This is a genomic window from Paenibacillus rhizosphaerae, assembly GCF_014192015.1.
Classification (GTDB): Bacteria; Bacillota; Bacilli; order Paenibacillales; family Paenibacillaceae; genus Paenibacillus_AQ; species Paenibacillus_AQ rhizosphaerae.
Window position 1 is genome coordinate 113018 of sequence record NZ_JACHXJ010000006.1, and the last position, 19124, is coordinate 132141.

Consider the following 19124-nt stretch of genomic DNA (forward strand, 5'->3'; position numbering starts at 1 on the left):
CACCTCACCTGCTTATCGGATTAATCGTTTTCCAGCAGCTCGATCAGAACTTTCAGCTCGTTGCTGCTGTCGATGTATGCGTAGCGCCCGCCGGTGTATTCGCCTTTTTGAATCAGCGGCATGTGGCGGCCTTCCAGAACGGCGATCTTTTCCTTCATTCCTTGGATCCCAAACGCAATATGATGAACGCCCTCACCATGCTCCTCCAAAAATCCACGCCAGGTCGACGGATGCTCATCCGGCTCAATCAGCTCGATCTGCAGCTGTCCGCAGTCAAAAAAGGCCAGCTTCGCGCGAGCCTCCGAAGACTGCCCGTTAAACTCCGTCTGGGCGATATCCACGGTGTCCGTCCAGGACCATTTCGGCCGCTCTACCCCGAGAAAATCCGCGTAGCTCTGCGAAACGGTATCGATGTCTTTCACAACAATTCCGATTTGTGTAACCAGCTTGGTTCCTAATGCGCCTGCCGTCATATGAAGATCCTCCTTAACAGTGCTGAATTGGAAAAGCATTTTTTCACGTCGAACCCTAAGCAACCGAAGCGCTTCCCTCAACTGATCCCGAGAAAGCCAAGTCTGCCTTTCACAGCTTCCGTTTTACTGTCCACATTAGATTTTACGGCACGAGTTCCGGATCACTAGCTCCGCGGTTCCCACGTATTTCTTGAACGTCTGCGTTTCGTCCTCAATCGTTTCGATGACCTGCCGCGTCAGCATGTCGATCATTTCAGAAAAGTTCACGCGTATCGTGGTTAGCGCCGGCTGAATGCGAGAGCTCAAGAGATGATCGTCAAACCCCATCAGAGAGATGTCTTCGGGTACACGCAGTCCGGTCTCGTTCAGGGCCCGAAGCGCCCCGAATGCCACACTGTCGTTACAGGCGAAGATGACCGTCGGCAGGTCTGGATTGCTTTGAAGCCAGCGTGCGGTCGACTGATATCCGCTTCGTTCGGAGAAATCCGATGGAAGGACCCAGTCCGAGTTCACCTTCAGGCCGTGAGCAGTCATCGCTTCCTGAAAAGCCTTCATTCTCTCGGGACCCGAGCAGCGAAGCGGATCGCCTGCAATGAACGCAATGTTCCGGTGCCCCAGGCCTACCAGGTAATCGACTCCCTGCTTAATGCCCAGCTTGTTGTCAAAATTGCAGATCACCCGGTTCGGCTCCAGCCGCCCTTCCAGATGCTGATCCACGATTCCCGCCACAAATCCTTTGGCAATGAGTTCCTCAATAAAGGGTTCCTGGTTCGCCGCACCGATAAATATGCCGCCGTCAATCCGCCGCTGATAAAAAGTATCCTTTACTTTGCGGACGGTTTCCGTGTCCCTTGTGCTTCGAATAATGTGGGTCAGGACGTAGTAGCCGCGGCTGGATGCGCTCTCGATCACATCGCTAATCAGCGCGTGGGTCAGCGTGTCGTGAATTGCCTCCGGCGAAATCAGAAACAGACCTATCGTAAGCGTTTTCATGCCAGTCATGATGCGTGCCGAGAAATTAGGGGAATAGCCGTACCTCTCGATGACCTGCATTACCTTCTCCCGAGTAGCTTGCGGAACATTCGGGTAATTGTTGATCACCCGGCTGACGGTGCTTCGCGAGACGCCCGCGATTCTGGCGATTTCGATGCTGTTGATGTCGTTCTTCCTCATCCTGCACACTCCACTTCATTAACACGTGTTCACAAAAGGCGGCACAGCTGCGGTATCCTCGAGCTTCGCTTCAACATGCCTGTATGTACGATCGCGAATCCGGCATTCGCCATCCAGAAAATAACGCCTTTGGGCATAAACACGTGTTTATGAGTTCAATCTATCCCCTCTTCCACATGTTGTCAATACATTTTCCGAGAAGGAGGGGGCCATGCGTTAATAGCACTTGCCTTTTTGCCAAGTGGGAAAAAGGGTCGAAGTATGCTCGTAAAAACAATCACCCAGCTCTGTTTGCCATAAAAAAAGCCAGAACCGGTAAAGACCGGCCCGGCTAGCCTCATTAACCCAGATTACCTACTTAACAAATTTATTTTTTCTTGCAAGGAATAAGACAACGGCCTGAGGTTTAACGATTGTACCGCCATGCTCTTCAATGACCTCTCTTATACCTTTAAAGAGGTCACGCCGCACGTTTTCCGGAATTAACCGATGTCTGGAATGTGTATTTAACAAAGAAATGTACTCACTTGCTGCATAGGTGTCTTCCCATTTATACGGCTTGACCTCAAGCTCATTGAATAGGTCACCTTGTAACGTCAATTGCGTGCGCTCCTCAATAATTTGTTCCAGGGAAGGGTTACGTGAGTCATCGAGCTCGGGAGCGTATTTTCTGTAAATGTCTCGAATTTCATTATATATTTCATTAAAAGATGGAATATGAACGGTCCAAAAAAAGGCGGCAGATCCTTGATCGTTCAGGAGATCATAGACTTTGCGGTACCCATCTTCTTGCGGTTGGATGAAATGAAACGCAGTTCCCGAAATGGCCAGCTTAAAATGCGTACCCTTATGGTGCCAAGCTTCAAACGGAGAGTGAATAACCGTGACACTGGGTTTGTCCCTGAATTTATTGCGCGTCAAATCCGCCAGATTTTCACCCGCCTCAACGGCAGTTATCTTGGAATAACCTAAGTTAACGATTCCGCGTGTAGCTTGACCCGTACCACATCCAATTTCGAGGATTTCATCTGTTGTTTTCAAATCGGCGTACTCCACCATTTCTCTAAACAGTTGATCCGGGTAACTTGGTCGGTACTTATCGTACTCCTTGGCCATTTCATTAAAGGTGTATTTTCGTTCCATCTCATATACCTCCCCAAATCAATTTGGACAAGAAAAACATCCATCGACGTACCTTCACAGAAGACAGACTGCGTTTAGCGGAAGTTATTCTTGCGATTATAGAATCGTTCAGCTCCGCGGAAAATTTGATAAATTCTATCATCATCTAAAAAACTCCCGCCCCGTAAAGGGACGAGAGTTATCTCCGTGTTACCACCCAAGTTCATCGACGCTCACGCATCGACCTTATTTCGGGTACGTCAAAAATGTTTGTATATACCCTAGCACGATAACGGGTGCGCCCGTCACATCCTACTCCCAATACGGTTTCGAAGTGCAGCTCAGAGACCATGTTCATCGAGCTCATCTTTACCCCTTTTCAGCTCATAGGGGCTCTCTGGAAAAGACGAGGTTCAATGACTCTTTCTCATCGATGCCTTTATAAGGAATATACTGGAATTTTATTGAGTATATCATCCGTTCATTAGGGATTCAACGATTTTATTCTTAACCACGCCCCATAAGGCACCCAATAATACATCCAAGGATGTAACAGCACTACAACGCTAACCGCCCGATTGTTGAACAGGCTGCCGAGATGCAGCCCTTATAAGCCGATTATACTTTCGCCATCGCGTTTCTCCAGCCTCCGGAAACCGTGATGTCCAGTGCCCCTTCCGCGGCGTACGCCTCGCAGACAAAACCCGGCACGCTCCGCCCGTCCGTAAGCTCCACCCGACCGATCCCGAGCGGCGCGGGGATCGAGGCCGTAAACCTGCCAAAAGACCCCACCGGCATATCCCACAGCTCCACCGCGATCGGCGTCCCGCCTAGAGGCGTCCGTACCAGCCCAGGCTTTGGCGGCTCGGTCGCCAGTTTGTACAGCCGGTATACCGGGGCGGTTTGCGCCGCTTCCGCAAATACCGCGCCGAGCCCCGTCATCTGCGGCTCCAGCGGCATGCCGCGCATATGCAGCCCGCAAACGGCGACACGGATCGTGTCCTGCTGCCGCAGCAGGAAGCGCGCGGCCTCGTTCAGGTTCGCTTCTTCTTCAGGCAGCGCAAACAGCGTCACGCCAAAGGGGAGCCCCGGCCCCGCCAGCCCGGCCGGAACCGCCAGCGCACTGAGATCCAGCAGGTTGCAGTGGTTCGTATAGAGGCCCATCTTGCTGTTCGTTCCGACGGGGTCGGCGCCGACCTGCTCCCTCGTCCACGTGCCGCCGCAGGTCGGCAGCACCAGCACGGCGTGCCGCAGCCAGGATCTGACCGTTTGGCGGATCTCAGCCAAACGGTGCTGGGCGCGGAAGAGAGCTGCCGCCGTATGCTCGGCCTTGGCCCCTGAGCGCAGAATCGTTTCCGTCACCGGAAACGTTGACCCCGGATGCGCCTCGATAAAGCCGGCGAGCCCGCTCCAGCGCTCGGCCACGAGCGGCCCTTCGTACAGCAGGGCCGCCGCTTCCTGCAGCAGGGACACATCCACCTGCTGCACGAGAACCCTGGAGCGGGCGATCGTCTCCTTCGCCCGTTCCCAGGCCGCCTCGTATTCGGCCGCGAACGGGCCGAAAAACTCGGGCGGCCCCTGCGGGAGCAGCCACGTCTTCGGCTGCTCGCCGCGGTGCAGCGGACGGTCCGTGGAGTACGGATCGTCCGCGCACCACCCGCGTGCGGCCGCATCCACGGCGGCCGCGTCGTCCACGTGACGGGCGAATACCGTCACGCAGTCGATGCTGCGGCAGGCGGGCACAACGCCCGCCGCAGGCCAGGCGCCGACGGCCGGCTTGTAGCCGACCAGGCCGTTCAGCGCCGCGGGCACCCGGCCCGAGCCGGCCGTGTCGGTGCCGAGCGCAAACGCGGCCTGCCCGCGGGCGACGCTGACGGCCGAGCCGGAGCTCGAGCCGCCGCTGATCAGCTCCGGACGGAGCGCGTTGTGCGTCTCGCCGTAGGGGCTGCGGGTACCGACGAGGCCGGTGGCGAACTGGTCCAGATTCGTCTTGCCCACCGGAATCGCCCCGGCCCGGATCAGCCGCTCGACCACCGGCGCGTGCCGTTCCGGTACATAGGCATAGTCGGGGCAAGCGGCAGTGACCGGCCAGCCGGCCACGTCGATGTTGTCCTTCACGGCAAAGGGGATGCCCCATAACGGACAGACAGCCGAATCCAGCCTCTTCAACCCTTCGAGATAAGGGGCAATTCGCTCCTCTTCCGGCGGCGTGATCCAAATATTCATCCCGTTATCCCGCTCCGCACGTTCGATAATAGCCGCGATCACCTCTTGCGGCGTAAAGCTGCCGCTCCGATAACCCTGCTGAAGGGCATGGATGCTCAGCTCGAATGGAACCGCCTGAATGCTCATGATGCCGCCTCCTTTTCCACCGGATAGATCGCCGCAATGCAGTCACCCGCCCGGACCTGATCGCCGGACGCCACAAAGACGGAGGCAATGACGCCATCGAACGGAGCAGGCTGGGAAAACTCCATTTTCATACTTTCTTCTATTATAATCGTTTCACCCTTGCGGACCTCCTGCCCCGGCTTCACGAGCACTTTCCAGACGCTGCCCGACATTGAGCTGTTTACGCCCAGACTTCCTTCCGGGAGCGTCTCCTTCTCTTGGGTCGCAGCCGCCTCCGGTTCGGATACATGCTCCGCGATGCCAAGCTCCTTCCAGTACGCGCGCTCCTGCTGAAATGCGGCCTGCCGGGACGTCCGGAATGCCGCCGATTCCTCCCGGGTCGTGTCCAGCCAAGCGAGGTACTCGCCGAGATTAAACGTCGTTTCTTCGACGTCTACGGTAAATTCCCCGCGCGGGAAGTCCTCCCTCATTCGCAGCAGCTCCTCCTCCGACACCGGATAGAAGCGGATTTGGTCAAAAAAGCGCAGCAGCCACGGCTTCCCCTGCTCAAAGTTCGCCGTCCGGCGGAATTTGTTCCACATCTGCACCGTACGCCCGACGAACTGGTAACCCCCTGGCCCTTCCATGCCGTATACACACAAGTAGGCTCCGCCGATGCCGACGGCATTCTCCGGCGTCCAGGTGCGGGCCGGATTGTATTTGGTCGTCACCAGACGGTGGCGGGGGTCCAGCGGAACCGCAACCGGCGCGCCCAGGTACACATCGCCCAGCCCCATGACCAGATAGGAGGCGTTAAAAACGATTTCCGCCACCTCCTCGATTGAGCCCAGCCCGTTCATGCGCCGGATAAACTCCAGGTTGCTCGGGCACCAAGGCGCATCCGGACGCACGTTTTGCTGATAGCGCTCGATCGCCAGCCTTGTGGCCGGATCGTCCCAGGATAAGGGCAGCTTTACGATCCTGGAAGGGACCTCGATGGAATCGAGCGGCGGCAGCGTCCGGTCGATCTCCATCACCTTCGCCGCCACTTCCTTCACAGACATGCGGGAGGCGTCGACATGAATCTGCAGAGAGCGGATGCCCGGTGTCATTTCGATATACGGGATGCTTCCGCTGTCCGTGACCGCCTGCATCAGGACATACACCTGGAAGCGGTACAGCAGGTCGAGTTCGCGTTCCCCGTATTCCACCAAAATATTTTCGTCCCCGGAGCAGCGCACCGCGATCGGGAATCGCCGCTCTTCGTCCTCGTAAGCGAGCAGCGGCATATAGTCGCCGCGGGATGTATGCGGAAGCTCGGGCAGCTTCGGCACGGCCTCTCCGCCGGAGAGTTCCCGCAGGAAAGTTTCCTGGGCGGCTCTCAGTTCTTCGGCTTCCTCCACTGTAATCAGCCGGAAACGGACCTGATCGCCCGGGCGGAGCTGCCCGATCTTCCAAAGCTCCGCCGTCGCGGTCGTGACCGGGCAGACGAACCCGCCGAGGCTCGGCCCGTCCGGTCCGAGCAGGATCGGCATGTCGCCCGTCAGGTCCAGGGCGCCGACGGCATAGGCATTGTCATGGATGTTCGACGGATGCAGCCCGGCGTCGCCTCCGTCCTCCCGGGCCCACAGCGGCGCAGGGCCGATTAGGCGGACGCCGGTGCGCGAGCTGTTGAAATGCACCTCCCACACGGTGGAGGTCAGCTGGTCCAAATACGCCGGAAGCAGGTATTCGGCGGTACAATGCGGTCCGGGAATGACCCCTAGGGTCCATTCCCGCGTCAGCGCCGGGCGCGATGCCGCTGCGAGGGAGCTTAGGGGTTCGGGCTGGCGGTCCGGTGAACCGTTCCGGACCCGGAGCACCGCCCCCGGCCGAAGCGCGCTGCCGGTATGCCCGCCGAAGCCGCCGAGCGTAAACGTCGACGCGCTGCCCAGCGTCAGCGGCATATCCAGCCCGCCGGTGACGAGCAGGTAAGCCCGCATCCCGGCGGCGGCTTCGCCCAGTGTCAGCACCGATCCGGCCGAAGCCGTCACCGGGGTATACGCCGGTACCGGTTCGCCGTCCAGCTCTGCCAGCATGTCGGCACCGGTCAGACAGAACCGCATGGCGCCGCGGAAGCGGTAGCTTCCTCCGCGCAGCGTCATTTCCAGGCCCGGCGCTTCCTCCGGATTGCCGAGCAGCCGGTTGCCGATGGCAAAGGCCAGGCGGTCCATCGGCCCTGACGGAGGTACGCCGATATCCCAGTACCCCGTTCGGCCCGGAAGGTCCTGTACGGTCGTCTGTACGCCACCGTCCAGCACCTCGATCGCCGGCTCGGCCGGCTCAAATCCGGCCAGCATGTTTGTATAGACCCGCCCTTCGCGAAATGCATCAGTGTCCAGGAAAGCTTCGATATAAGACTGGTTCGTCGTGACGCCGTACACGCGCAGCGCCTGCAGCGCCTCGATCATCCGGGAGACGGCTTCCTGCCGCGTTTCTGCATGAACGATGATTTTGGCCAGCATCGGATCATAGAGCGTGGTCACTTCGAGGCCCGGCTGAATCCACGTCTCGAGTCTTGCGCGTTCCGGCCAGACCACCGCATCGATCCGGCCGTCCGCCGGACGGAAAGCATTGACACAGTCCTCCGCATACAAACGCACCTGCAGGCTGTGCCCCTCCGGTTCACGCACCCGCTGTGCCAGCCCCGGCAGATCGCCGGCCGCCTCCCGGACCATCCATTCCACGAGGTCGATGCCGAGCACCTCCTCCGTGACGCCATGCTCCACCTGCAGCCGGGTGTTCACCTCCAGAAAGTAGTACTTCTCGTCTTGCGGATCGTACAGAAACTCGACCGTGCCGGCACTGCGGTAACCGGCGGCTGCAGCAAGGCGCCGTGCGCTTTCGTGCATTTCCTGACGCACCGGTTCCGCCAGCAGCGGGGCCGGCGTCTCTTCGATGATCTTCTGGTTCCGGCGCTGTACGGAGCAGTCGCGCTCGCCCAGAGCGATCGCTTCACCGTCGCCGTTACCGAAGATCTGCACCTCGACGTGGCGCGCCCGCGCGATATACTTCTCCAGAAAAACGCCCCCGTCATTGAAATTCGACTCCGCCAGCCTGGTTACGGATTCGAATGCATCCCGCAGCGCCGATTCATCGCCGCAAATGCGCATTCCAATGCCCCCGCCGCCTGCCGTGCTCTTCAGCATGACGGGGTAGCCGATCGCTTCAGCCCTCCCGGCTGCTTCTTCTACCGACGAAATAAGCCCCGTGCCCGGCAGAAGCGGCACCCCCGCCTGCTCGGCCATCGAACGCGCAGTATGCTTCAGGCCGAACAGCTCGATATGCCCGGGGGACGGCCCGATGAACGTGATGCCGTGCTCTGCACAGGCTCTGGCGAATCCCGCATTTTCGCTTAAGAAGCCGTATCCGGGATGCACTGCGTCCGCCCCGGTGTCCAGAGCTGTGCGGAGGATCAGCTCGGCATTCACGTAGCTCTCCTTGGCCGGACCGTCCCCAATCAGTACGGCTTCGTCGGCCTGCTCCACGTGCAGGCTGTCCCGGTCCGCTTTCGTGTACACGGCCACCGACGCAATACCCATAGAGCGCAGCGTCCGGATAATCCGCACCGCGATCGTTCCGCGGTTGGCGATCAGCACCTTTTTAAACATCGCCTTCGCCTCCTTCCGCATTCCAGATCAGCACCTGCGCCGGCGTCGGGTTATAGGCATTGCAGGGATTGTTCAGCTGCGGGCAGTTGCTGATCAGGACGGTCACCGGTGCCAGCGCCGTCAGCTCGACGTAACGTCCGGGGCCGGATACGCCGTCCGCAAAGGTGAGCTCTCCTTCCGGCGTCACCGGTACATTCATGAAAAAATTGACGTTCGGGGCCAAATCCCGCTTTGTGTATTCATCCCGGCCCGCCAGCATGAGCATAAAGGTGTCCCGGCAGTTATGCATCGGAAGCGTGTCGTGGGAATACCGCACCGTATTGCTCTGTGCCGAGCAGGCACCGCCAAGCGTGTCATGCCGGCCGCAGGTGTCGGCCGTAATCTGCAGCAGCTCCCGGCCCGATTCAGCAACGAGCACCGAGCCTGTCGTCAGATAAATGTTGTTTTGGCGGGTAATCGTACGGACCGCACTATAATGATCGCCTGGATTTTCCTTGGAATAAAACAGGGTGTCCACCGCCTGATTGCCCTCCATATCGACGATGCGCAGCACCTGCCCGGGGAGCAGGTCATGAATCCAGCCCTCCCCTGCGGGAATGATGTGGTTGTACACGGCATCCGCCGCGTTTCGTTCGCTTGCCACCGCTTGAAATGTGCTCATTTTCAATTCGCCCCTTTCGTGAGTGCATAGGCATTCCACGTGTTTTCAAAAGCTCGCCGGTTCTCGCCGCAGTGGTTCACACACCGATCGTCTTCCGTCGTTGGCGCGGCATCCTTTATACGGATCTCCACCGCTGCCCCCGGGTACACCGCCGAGGGGTTGAGTGGATGCGGCGTGTTCGACACGACCAGCAGCACATCCATTTCCGTCCGGAGGGTGACCGAGCGCCCATCGGTTGGCTGGGGGACATACCTCATCGTCCCGTCCAGCTCACACACCACTTTCGAGAAGAAATTCACCGGCGCGCTCAAATCCCGCGGCGTTAGGTTGTGGCGGTACAGCTCCACCGTCAGGTTCTCCTCGCCGCTTCGCAGCCAGGCGTTGCGCTCCTGCTGGTACGAAGTCGGACCATACTTGCCGTCCGTTCCCTTACGGGTCGTGTATCCGCCAAGAGGATCATGCCAGCCGACGGTATCTTCTGTGATGGATGCAAGGACGCGGCCCTGGTCACTCATTAGAACGTGACCGGCCGTATAAAAGGCGGTATGCTGCGCTTTAAGCGAATCCGGCATGTTGTACCTCTCTGACGGATACGGTGCATGATAAAGCAGCACGGACACATTCGCCGAATCGCCCGCCGCCGTCAAGGTGACCGACTTGCCTCGGCCGATATAGGCGGACCATTTGCCGCCGGAACCCATCGTGATCGAAAAGCTTGCTGTCATTTTCATTCCTCCTATGGAGCAGGCCTGCTGCCCGGGCATAAACACCAGGTGAGCCTCGAACCTGCGAATATAAAGTAAAAAAAGCCCGGGAGAAACATCAAAGCGTACTTTGATAGATTCTCCCGGGCTTTTTTCCCGCCGTGTACACCAGGCTGCCCCGGTGCGCCTTCTCTCGGACCAGCCAGCCGATGATTGGATCGGCCCGGAACCCTAGAAGACATTTTGTATTCGGTTGTTTATGTTATGAATACTAACATGTATTCTTGGCATCATGCAATAAAAACTTACAAAAAAATAATGAAAATGCGGATAATTGGCTATGGTTAGGGGATTAATGTGAGGTTTTAGACCATGAAGAACCGTAAAATCGTGAATCGTCGAAGAAAAAAGACTTGATTTTTCGGAAATAGCCTGCAAAAATGTGAGGTGTCATGACATATTGAATCGTCGTCAGTTGCTTTATCCCTTTGGAGGAGGAATGTAATATGTCAAATAATATAACATTAAAAAGAGATTTAACCTTGTCCCATGTCGTGACCATGGGCCTGGCCTGGATGTCGCCCATGATCTTTTTCACCAGTTTCGGCGTGCTTCACGAAGGCTCGGGAGGGATGCTCCTGGCCGCTTACATGCTGGCTTTTGTAGCCATCGTCTTCACGGCGGCAAGCTACGGCCAAATGGCAAAAGCTTTCCCCGTCTCCGGTTCGGCCTACACCTACGTGACCAAAGCGATGAACCCGTTCCTCGGCTTTGTGGTGGGCTGGGCCGTCTTGCTCGACTATTTATTTTCGTGCATTATCGCCGTGCTCATGTTCGGAATTAATTTGAACGCTCAGTTCCCGTCCATACCCTCGGCGGTCTGGATCATACTCCTGACGGCCGTCGTCATGGCGATTAATATCATTGGAATCAAAACATCGGCTAATGTCAGCAAAATCTTCGTCCTGATGCAAATATTGTTTATCGCCGGCTTCTGTGCACTCCTGGTTTACAAAGCGATGCAAGGCGGGATCACCGCGGGCATCGATCCGTTTGCCGCAGGAAAAGGCGTCTCGTTCTCTTCCATTCTGGCCGGAGCCTCGCTGGTCTGCTTCTCCTTCCTCGGATTCGACTCCATCACGACGATGGCTGAAGAAACGAAAGACCCGAAGAAGACGATCCCCCGCGCCATTATGGTCATTGTCGTTCTGGCCGGACTGATGTATTTTGCCACCGCTTATTTGATCCAGCAAATGTACCCTTCCTTTTCGTTTGCGAGCGCCGACTCCGCCGGCTTTGAGCTGATGCAGTCCATCGGAGGCAGCGTGCTGGCCTCGGTGTTTACGTTCGTCATCATTTTCTCCATCCTGTCCCAAGGCATGTCCTCCATGACGACCGTCACCCGGCTGCTGTTCGTCATGGGAAGAACCTCTCTCCTGCCCAAAACATTCGCTTCCATCCATCCCAAGTTCCGTACGCCCGTGTTCAATATCGTGCTGGCGAGCGTCATCTCCTTGTCCGCCTTGTTCATCAGCCTCGAAACGGCGATCAAATTCGTGAATTTCGGCGCGCTGACAGCTTTCCTGTTCGTCAACCTGTCGGTGATTTTCCACTACATCGTCCGCGAAAAGGGCCGAACCCCCAAGGACCTCATATTCCGTCTGATGTGCCCGCTCCTCGGTGCCGGCTTCGTGCTGTACCTCGTCACCCTTTTGGATGTATCCTCACTGCTGCTTGGCGGCGGCTGGCTCGTATTCGGACTGTTGTTCTATGCGCTGCGGCGGGCCAAACCGGCGGTTCATGAAGCACCGGCCGCGGAAATGGAGAGCGCGGTTTAAGGAGAAACAACGGAACACCATCCTACCGTTCACGCAAGAGCAGCGGAATTTCGAAAAAAAGAAAAAGGACACGACCCGCCTGAATCGCTCAGACGCTGCCGTTGTCCTTTTTTAGCTGAAACATGGAATTAACCCATATCCAAAATATCGTCCGCAATGATTCCGTTTTGCACATACCGGACCAGCTTGCCGGCTTCATTCGAAGCCCGGTTGAACCCTTCCGGCGTCAACCACCAGTTGTCCTCCCGGGTCGACGCATCCTCTGCGGAACACATCGAGTATTCGATCCAGGAGGGCATGTACGTCTTTAAGGTCAAGTACGCCCGCCGCATATGGTATGCGGAAGTGACGATCAGTATCCGGCGGATGCGGTGCAGCGGAATCGCCCGGTCCAGGACAAGCAGCGAGGCAAGAACATTCTCCTTCGTATGCCGCGACTCCTGCTCCACCAGGATTTGTCCGGCAGGGACCCCCAATTCCACCGCCCTTTCCTTCATCATCAACGCCTCAGGCAGTGGCTGCCCTTTCCAGGTCGTCCCTCCCGAAAAAAGAATCGTCGGTGCCCGGCCATCCTTGTATAATTGAACCGCTGCGGGAACACGGTACCTCGCGGCTTTATTGCTTCCGAACACGAAGATGCAGTCGCCTGGCCGACCGTCATCGAAGATCCCCTTGTACAGCAGTGTGGAAATTTGCTCACGCGATAATTGGCCGGGATTGCATTCTGAAATCATCATCTCCGGCACCCCCGTTTTCCTATGGATTTCTTAGAAAATCTTGCAATAAATGATAGAACCACTTCAATTGTATGAAACAACAATTGAAATGGTTCTCAATTACGCCGTATATGATGACGATGCCCAGGCATCGCCGCGCGATTAAGGGAACTATCGGAGTAGCGGGATTCGAACCCACGGCCTCACCCACCCCAAGGGTGCGCGCTACCAGACTGCGCCATACCCCGATATATGAACCGCATAGCGACATGGTTATAACGCTCAATGTGCTTAGTCCATGGAAATGGTTTCATTTTCCATAACCGTATTTAACGCTATTATAGCGCATTGGCGCGCTCACCTGCAATACTTTAGGCGCGCAGCTTTGCGGATAAATTTTTAATTGGAACTCGAGGCTTCAAGACTTTTGAATAGATCGATTTTATGATCGATCTTCTTCAGCGTCTTCTCAAGTTCCTTCCTTTGATCGATGATTTTCCCACGATAAGACTCCATAAATTCCCTTCGCACGCTTGTGGTAGAGTTTTCGCGATGATGCAAGGCAAGAAACTGCTGCATCTCACGAATGGGCATATCCAGTGCCCGAAAATATTTAATCATTTCAAACCATGCAATATCGGATTCTGAATACCGGCGATACCCCTTTTCATCCCGTTCGATCCCGTCAATTAACCCGATTTGTTCATAATATCGCAGCGTGGGAATGCTTAATCCGGTTTTTTCAGATACTTGTTTACTCGAAAATTTATTATCCATCTATTTATTATAGCAGGTTAGAACGGTGTTGCTATCAAGTGCACTTTATACTGTAACGTTCCATGTAAAGCTATGATTTCATTCGTGAGGTGAAGGGGAAATGGAAGAAACAAGTACGGATATTCAAAACAAGGTGGTTCTGATCACTGGCGGGACATCCGGAGTCGGAAAGGCCATCGCGCTGGGTTTGGCAAAACTAGGGGCAAAGATCGTTATCATCAGCAGAAGTCATGAACGAGGACAGAAAGCATTACACGATATTGCAGAAGCCACGGGAAATGAGAAGGGTGAATTCATGGTGGCTGACCTATCCCTTCAGTCCTCCATCCGGAAAGTGAGTGAAGAGTTTAAACGGAAATATGAACGCTTGGATGTCTTGGCCAATGTGGGGGGAGCGGTTTATTTTGAAAAACAGCTAACCTCGGAAGGAATAGAGCGGACATTTGCGCTAAATTATCTCAGCCACTTTTTATTGACGAACGAGCTGCTGGATACGCTGAAGGAGAGCCGTCCATCGAGGGTTATAACCGTTTCGGGAGCACCCCGATTTCTCAAGAAAGCTAACTTCAATATTGAGGACGTCCAGTCTATAAACCACTTCAGCGGTTTAGGTGCGACGACCCAAGCGCTGTTCGCCAGAGTAATATTTACTTATGAATTAGCGAGACGGCTGGAAGGGACAGGCGTAAGGGCATTCACCTTTCACCCGGGATTGGTTCAATCGAATCTGACTCGCAACGCTCCCTGGTATATAAAAGTGTATGGAAAGTTAGCTAATCGACGGGCAAAAGAGGATTGCGAAATTGGGGTGTATTTAGCTGCTGCTAAAGAAGTCGAAAACGTAAACGGGGTATTCTTCGACGATAAGAAGCAGCTGATGACTCTTCCTATATTGCAGGATGAAGAAATAGGAAGACGGTTATGGAGCATTAGCGAGGAACTGGCCGGTATTTCAAAGATGTAAGCATTTCAAACGGATAACATGAACATCACCGGCGGCTTGATGACGGGCAAAAAACAAAGAACCGCCGCGAGGCGGTTCTTTGTAAATGATGTAAAGTATGCTATTTAAACGTGTAGCCGTATTTTGGAAAACCAATTTATGCCCGCATTTGAACCAGCGCCTGCCCTGATGCAGACTTTTCCCGGTTGCCCAGCAGCGAGGAAATTTCGCCCACGGTATAGTATCCGGCAAACCTTTTTTTCCTTACCGCCTTGGTCAGCCAGCTGAAAAAGTCCCACACCGGGTCATCGACCCATCTTCCGCCATGGTTGACCAGAACGGGCGTATACGAGATTTTTAGCGCGCAAGCCCCCTGCCATTCGAAAAAGAAAATGTTTTCCGTATTTTTTTTCTGCAGCAAAAAGGAGTAGCCGCCTTCCTGAAGAAGATACTTGTCCTGGTTGTGAAAGAAAACCGGTCCCTCTCCCGTCGCCACGATCCCGATCAAGTCGCCGTTGTGCTGAATGTAAAAACCCCGGGTATATTCGATGTTCATTTCGGGTGTTAGCCGAACTTCCTGAAGTGAATAGGGCTCAACTCCCCGGTGTCTGGTTTGCGCTGCGTCCTGAAAATGACTAATAATTTTCATGATTACACATAACCTCCCTCTTCGTACAACGCTTCCATTAGTATAACGCCTGATTCTATACCAATTCTGAACATTCCGGGGAACCGCATCTCCATTGTCCATGCTTCCCTCACCTTCCGGTTCATTTTTTTAGCGCTATGCCATGTTCTTTATCCTCTCCTTTTGGTAAGGGCGGCAACAAGCGTATGGTGCGCGGTCAGCCCGCAGTTGGATGGCCTTGGCGGCGTTTATTGCGAAGACGCGGAAATCGCGGAAGCCGTTCCCGCGGACAGCACCCGCCCGAATGGCGTACGACCCTGGGCCACCGATACGGAACTGGCGATCCGGTTATGGAAGCTCAGCGAGGAATTGATTCATCCGTCGTTTAACACCAACTAAAAGGTGAGAAAAAAAGGAGGTTGAGGGGAGTTCCCTAGGCCTCCATCCTTTATTGTTTATCCCTCAGCCATGACCTTTTAACCTTTTCCCTTCAGTCCTATCCTTTATCCTCAAAAAAAACATGCCGGGGGAAGACTTGACCTTCTTTGATTTCAAGCAGTCCAAACGAATACAACTTCTCCCTGCGCTTGTCTGTAGGAGATCCCGGATTGAACATCAGCACGCCATCGTCCATCTGCAGGTAAGGCTGGTGGGAATGGCCGAACAGGATGCAGGAAACCGGCTCGCCCTCAAAGGCCTTCCTAGCCTTCTGGGGAGTGGCTGCTCTTGATGAATAAGGCTCATGTCCGTGAACAAGCCCAAACTGTACCCCTTCAAAGGAGATTATCTTTTTTTCGCCGAAACGCTCTATCATTTCGTACCCGTCATTATTACCGGCGATGCCGTCCACGGGAGCTAATTTCGACAGCTGATCGTACACCTCCAGGGTCATCCAATCGCCCAAATGGAGAATATGGTCAACCTCCCGGAACGCTTCCGTCAGCTTTGCAGGGAGCTTCACTCTCCCTTCTCTTAAGTGCGTATCCGAAACAATGCCAATAATCATTGCTGTTCCTCCTTTTCTTAATCCGTTCACTTTTCGGCTGATCCCATTTCGCAAGAAAATTGCATTTTTGCAGTTACTCCATCTATACCCTGCCTGACTGATGATCATAAGTGACTTGCGCAGCTATTTTCCCCTTGTCCAACTATTATAGCAACGCCACTGTCTGTGGTCCCGCACAAAAAAAGACCGCCCCGCGGCTTCCATATGGACGTTTCAACGTCCAAAGGGTGCCGAGAGGCCGTCTAGGGGCAGCTTGAGTGAAGGCAGTCATGATACAGTCATTGTACGGTCAATGATACGAACTTGGCCCAGCCTAACTTCGGCCACGCCAAACCGAAGCAACGACTGCCGTGCCGCCAATTAATACTTGATCAAATCGGCACGCAGCGGTGTGAAGCAGTCCAGCAGCGCGCTGGCCTCCAGCGCCTTCGCCCCATGCCTGGCGCCCATCGGAATGACGATGTGTTCGCCCTGCGCGATGACTGTCTTCTTGCCTTCGATCGTGAATTCGACGCGCCCCCGCAGACAATAGGACATCTGCTCATGCGGGTGGGCATGCTCATATCCTTCCGCGCCGGCTTCAAAATGCACCTCCATCATCATCAGCGACGCCCCCGGCTGCAAAATTTTGCGTTTTACGCCGGGCTCCGCGTCCTCCCAAACTCCGATATTGCTCACGATTGTTCCGCCTCCTTATGCTTGTCATTTCATAAACTAAAATGCCTTCGCGATTTCGATCTTCTGCGTTTGCCCGTTGTCCGTCAAATACAAATTATAACTGAATCCTTGATCGTCCATAAAATAGGAAATGTACTTGCTCCCCTCGTCCAGCCGCTTTGGCACGAGCAGTGTGGCGATCCGGTGCGAAGACGCGGCCTGGGTCTCCGCCGACAGATGCCAGTGCGTATCCAGCCCGGCGATTTCCTCGGGATCTACGCCCTCGAATCCGCTTGTCTGCGACAGCTCAAGCTCTCCGGACGTGCTGAAGATGAAGCGCCCTTCCATCAGGGCCTTCTTGCCGTTCACGTGGAAGGACTGGCCCTTCAGCTCCATCTCGTACAGCGTGTGGAAGAGCCACTGCACCCGTCCCGGCTGCTCCAGATCGATCGAATCGACAATAACGAAGTAGCTGTTTTGTACAAAATAAATCTCGCGCTTATACTGCTTCAAATACGGTACGTGCTCCCGGTAAGCGGGGGTTGGATTCAAACGCGCGTAGGATACGCCTTTGTCATGCCAGGCGTCCTCGATCTCGCCTTTAGCTGCCAGGTTCAGCGCCTTGTTCATGCCGGCGAACTGCCCCTGGCCGTCGATGAGGACGGCGTTTTTGGACCTGGTCTGCCTGCGCCAATTCAGATGCATCGAGCTGTTAAACGCTACGTAATACCCGCTCTCAATGGCCAGCGGCTCCCCATAAGCGTGCAGCAGGAACGCGCCCTGATCGCCGTGGCTGTGGCTGACCGAGCCGTACCGGCTGCTCTTCGCGATGAGCGAAATCTGCTCCACAGGATCGTGCAGGCGGTGGTGCATCGCCACCCAGCCGATATCTCGGAACCATTTGACCGGCTCGATGCCGGAAGGCTCCACCGGCTCCACCTGCGGGTAATTCTGCCGGTACACGAGGTCATCGAAGGCAAAATCCCACCAGCCGTAGTTGTAAAACATGCGGTCAGCCTCCGGATTCGCGTCCTTCAGCTGGTCGAAGTACCATTGGTACCATCCGTTTCCGGTGACGCCGGCAAACTCGCGCATGTTGAAGCCGACCTTTTTGATGATGTCGTCCCCGAGCGTCGAGTTGTCGCCAAAGGCCGTGCGTGTCGACGTGGTGGGGCTGTAGCAGTAGAGGGGGAAGTCGCCTGTACGCTGAAAAAAAGGCCGCCGGAACACGTCCAGCTCCGAAAAGTTTTTGAGCAGGTTCAGACCCTCCGTCAGGTAAGCCATGCCCGTCGTCCAATAGTGGGGCCCTTCGGCCCAGCCGCCGTCCTTGCCTCCCCATGGGGAGAACAGCGTGTAATAGTACTCCACCGTGTAGTCCAGCCATTCCCTGGCCTCCGGCTCCTCGCCGAACAACGCGATGCAGCAGGGCACGAGCACCGAGGATAAGGAGCGGACGGCGTGGCTGTCATAAGGGACATGATGGATCTTCGAGCGCTGGATCACATGGTATGCCACCTGCCGGGTCCGGGCGAGCAGCGGCTCCCGCACCGCTTTACGCTCATCCGACGTCAGCTCGCCGTGGAGCCAGTCGTAGCCCCAGGCCAGCGCCGCGGCGATCCGAAACGCCGCTTCGTCGTTATAGTCGCGGCTGGTCGGGCCGTCCGGGTCCCAGGACGCGGCGTGCAGCAGCCAGGCTTTCGCCTTCGCGAGCAGCCCGGCGTCCTGCAGCACGGTACCGGCAACGCTCAGATGCCGGATGGCGTACAGCACCTCCTGGCAGGCCAAATAGCTTCCGCGCCACAGCGCCGCCGTCCGGCGGTTGTCCGGGTAGGGCTGCGGCTCCGCAATCAACTCCCGGGTCAGCCAAGGCTTGACCGATTGCTCGAAGAAGGCCTGCCATCCGCTGCCTGCCGCGTCCTCCCTTACTGTGCCGCGGTATGCCTCCAGCTCATCCGGCTGCAGCCACAGCCGGGGATGGCCGGTGCGCACGCGGCTGTAGCGCTCGCTCCGGGATGGGAGCGCCGTCTCCGGCAGCCCCTCCGGCACCTGGAAATCTCTTACGGTGCTCCATTCGGATTGCTGTGCCTCCGGCCCTTCCCCTTCGAGCAGCGCGTACCGCCAATAATACATTCCCGGCTCCAAGGCCTCAGAAGGCGTAAAGAAATTGTAGGGGATCGGCCCGTAGGTTCGGGTTGTCTCCCCGGTAAAATCCGGCGCGGATGACACCTCCAGCACGTACCGGTCATCTTCCAGCTTCGCCGGAATCCAGGTAAACCTCGGCGGGTTCTCGATCAGCTCCGTTTGCCCCGAAGGCGCATACTGCACCGTTAAATCGCCGCTTTGCGGCTGATACAATCCGTTTGCCGTTGCCATTGTCCGTATCCCTCCAGTTTGGGTGACGCTGTAGTAAGCTTTTGCCCTGATCCTGATCTCGCTGTGCTCTAT

16 protein-coding genes, 1 tRNA gene, 1 riboswitch and 1 other annotated feature are annotated in these 19124 nt (G+C 56.0%); of the genes, 3 read left to right on the forward strand and 14 right to left on the reverse strand.

Features of this window, described 5'->3' with window-relative positions; translation table 11 throughout:
- Positions 1-20: 20 nt before the first annotated feature.
- The 7 genes from FHS19_RS28280 to FHS19_RS28310 form a co-directional block, all read right to left on the reverse strand.
- Entirely contained in the window at positions 21-473 is a 453-nt protein-coding gene (locus FHS19_RS28280; RefSeq protein WP_183585457.1) for a VOC family protein, read from the reverse strand.
- 135 nt (positions 474-608) lie between these two features.
- Entirely contained in the window at positions 609-1646 is a 1038-nt protein-coding gene (locus tag FHS19_RS28285; protein ID WP_183585459.1) for a LacI family DNA-binding transcriptional regulator, read from the reverse strand.
- Positions 1647-2000: 354 nt separating this feature from the next.
- On the reverse strand, positions 2001-2789 hold the full coding sequence (locus FHS19_RS28290; RefSeq protein ID WP_183585461.1) for a class I SAM-dependent methyltransferase: 789 nt from the start codon (positions 2787-2789) through the stop codon (positions 2001-2003).
- Positions 2790-2953: 164 nt separating this feature from the next.
- Positions 2954-3211: a binding site (T-box leader), on the reverse strand.
- Between the two features lie 175 nt (positions 3212-3386).
- Complete coding sequence (gene atzF / locus FHS19_RS28295) at positions 3387-5120, reverse strand: allophanate hydrolase (protein WP_183585464.1); 1734 nt, start codon at positions 5118-5120, stop codon at positions 3387-3389.
- Positions 5117-8749 (reverse strand): urea carboxylase, encoded by a 3633-nt coding sequence (uca, locus tag FHS19_RS28300; RefSeq protein WP_183585466.1) that lies wholly within the window; start codon positions 8747-8749, stop codon positions 5117-5119. The genes atzF and uca overlap by 4 nt, the downstream gene beginning before the upstream one ends.
- A complete protein-coding gene (locus tag FHS19_RS28305) occupies positions 8742-9410 on the reverse strand; it encodes an urea amidolyase associated protein UAAP2 (protein ID WP_183585468.1) in 669 nt (222 codons plus the stop codon). The genes uca and FHS19_RS28305 overlap by 8 nt, the downstream gene beginning before the upstream one ends.
- 2 nt (positions 9411-9412) lie before the next feature.
- Positions 9413-10135 (reverse strand): urea amidolyase associated protein UAAP1, encoded by a 723-nt coding sequence (locus FHS19_RS28310; RefSeq protein WP_183585470.1) that lies wholly within the window; start codon positions 10133-10135, stop codon positions 9413-9415.
- A gap of 117 nt (positions 10136-10252) precedes the next feature.
- A riboswitch (guanidine-I (ykkC/yxkD leader) is annotated at positions 10253-10360 on the reverse strand.
- Positions 10361-10620: 260 nt separating this feature from the next.
- Here FHS19_RS28310 and FHS19_RS28315 point away from each other — a divergent pair.
- A complete protein-coding gene (locus FHS19_RS28315) occupies positions 10621-11952 on the forward strand; it encodes an APC family permease (RefSeq protein WP_183585472.1) in 1332 nt (443 codons plus the stop codon).
- Positions 11953-12080: 128 nt separating this feature from the next.
- Here the strand turns inward: FHS19_RS28315 and FHS19_RS28320 are convergent, their stop codons facing one another.
- The 3 genes from FHS19_RS28320 to FHS19_RS28330 form a co-directional block, all read right to left on the reverse strand.
- Positions 12081-12689, reverse strand: coding sequence for a YdcF family protein (locus FHS19_RS28320; RefSeq protein WP_183585474.1), 609 nt, complete (start codon positions 12687-12689; stop codon positions 12081-12083).
- A 153-nt stretch (positions 12690-12842) separates the two neighbouring features.
- A tRNA-Pro gene (locus FHS19_RS28325) sits at positions 12843-12916 on the reverse strand.
- 151 nt (positions 12917-13067) lie between these two features.
- Positions 13068-13445: a MerR family transcriptional regulator gene (locus tag FHS19_RS28330; protein WP_183585476.1), complete on the reverse strand. Its 378-nt coding sequence runs from the start codon at positions 13443-13445 to the stop codon at positions 13068-13070.
- A gap of 100 nt (positions 13446-13545) precedes the next feature.
- Between FHS19_RS28330 and FHS19_RS28335 the strand changes: the two genes are divergently transcribed.
- Entirely contained in the window at positions 13546-14409 is an 864-nt protein-coding gene (locus FHS19_RS28335) for an SDR family NAD(P)-dependent oxidoreductase (RefSeq protein ID WP_183585485.1), read from the forward strand.
- Between the two features lie 136 nt (positions 14410-14545).
- On the opposite strand, the gene FHS19_RS28340 is transcribed toward FHS19_RS28335, so the two are convergent.
- Entirely contained in the window at positions 14546-15037 is a 492-nt protein-coding gene (locus tag FHS19_RS28340; RefSeq protein WP_183585487.1) for a hypothetical protein, read from the reverse strand.
- A gap of 162 nt (positions 15038-15199) precedes the next feature.
- On the opposite strand from FHS19_RS28340, the gene FHS19_RS28345 reads away from it, so the two are divergent.
- Entirely contained in the window at positions 15200-15415 is a 216-nt protein-coding gene (locus tag FHS19_RS28345; protein ID WP_204797575.1) for a hypothetical protein, read from the forward strand.
- 97 nt (positions 15416-15512) lie between these two features.
- Here the strand turns inward: FHS19_RS28345 and FHS19_RS28350 are convergent, their stop codons facing one another.
- From FHS19_RS28350 to FHS19_RS28360, 3 genes are all read right to left on the reverse strand, one after another.
- Entirely contained in the window at positions 15513-16022 is a 510-nt protein-coding gene (locus tag FHS19_RS28350; protein ID WP_183585489.1) for a metallophosphoesterase family protein, read from the reverse strand.
- A gap of 360 nt (positions 16023-16382) precedes the next feature.
- On the reverse strand, positions 16383-16700 hold the full coding sequence (locus FHS19_RS28355; RefSeq protein ID WP_076175515.1) for a cupin domain-containing protein: 318 nt from the start codon (positions 16698-16700) through the stop codon (positions 16383-16385).
- A gap of 36 nt (positions 16701-16736) precedes the next feature.
- On the reverse strand, positions 16737-19052 hold the full coding sequence (locus tag FHS19_RS28360) for a heparinase II/III domain-containing protein (protein ID WP_183585491.1): 2316 nt from the start codon (positions 19050-19052) through the stop codon (positions 16737-16739).
- Positions 19053-19124: the final 72 nt, after the last annotated feature.

Excerpts from the sequence above, each read along its gene's own strand:
- FHS19_RS28280 (WP_183585457.1), bottom strand. The coding sequence starts at position 473 with ATGACGGCAGGCGCATTAGGAACCAAGCTGGTTACACAAATCGGAATT.
- FHS19_RS28285 (WP_183585459.1), bottom strand. The coding sequence starts at position 1,646 with ATGAGGAAGAACGACATCAACAGCATCGAAATCGCCAGAATCGCGGGC.
- FHS19_RS28290 (WP_183585461.1), bottom strand. The coding sequence starts at position 2,789 with ATGGAACGAAAATACACCTTTAATGAAATGGCCAAGGAGTACGATAAG.
- atzF (WP_183585464.1), bottom strand. The coding sequence starts at position 5,120 with ATGAGCATTCAGGCGGTTCCATTCGAGCTGAGCATCCATGCCCTTCAG.
- uca (WP_183585466.1), bottom strand. The coding sequence starts at position 8,749 with ATGTTTAAAAAGGTGCTGATCGCCAACCGCGGAACGATCGCGGTGCGG.
- FHS19_RS28305 (WP_183585468.1), bottom strand. The coding sequence starts at position 9,410 with ATGAGCACATTTCAAGCGGTGGCAAGCGAACGAAACGCGGCGGATGCC.
- FHS19_RS28310 (WP_183585470.1), bottom strand. The coding sequence starts at position 10,135 with ATGACAGCAAGCTTTTCGATCACGATGGGTTCCGGCGGCAAATGGTCC.
- FHS19_RS28315 (WP_183585472.1), top strand. The coding sequence starts at position 10,621 with ATGTCAAATAATATAACATTAAAAAGAGATTTAACCTTGTCCCATGTC.
- FHS19_RS28320 (WP_183585474.1), bottom strand. The coding sequence starts at position 12,689 with ATGATGATTTCAGAATGCAATCCCGGCCAATTATCGCGTGAGCAAATT.
- FHS19_RS28330 (WP_183585476.1), bottom strand. The coding sequence starts at position 13,445 with ATGGATAATAAATTTTCGAGTAAACAAGTATCTGAAAAAACCGGATTA.
- FHS19_RS28335 (WP_183585485.1), top strand. The coding sequence starts at position 13,546 with ATGGAAGAAACAAGTACGGATATTCAAAACAAGGTGGTTCTGATCACT.
- FHS19_RS28340 (WP_183585487.1), bottom strand. The coding sequence starts at position 15,037 with ATGAAAATTATTAGTCATTTTCAGGACGCAGCGCAAACCAGACACCGG.
- FHS19_RS28350 (WP_183585489.1), bottom strand. The coding sequence starts at position 16,022 with ATGATTATTGGCATTGTTTCGGATACGCACTTAAGAGAAGGGAGAGTG.
- FHS19_RS28360 (WP_183585491.1), bottom strand. The coding sequence starts at position 19,052 with ATGGCAACGGCAAACGGATTGTATCAGCCGCAAAGCGGCGATTTAACG.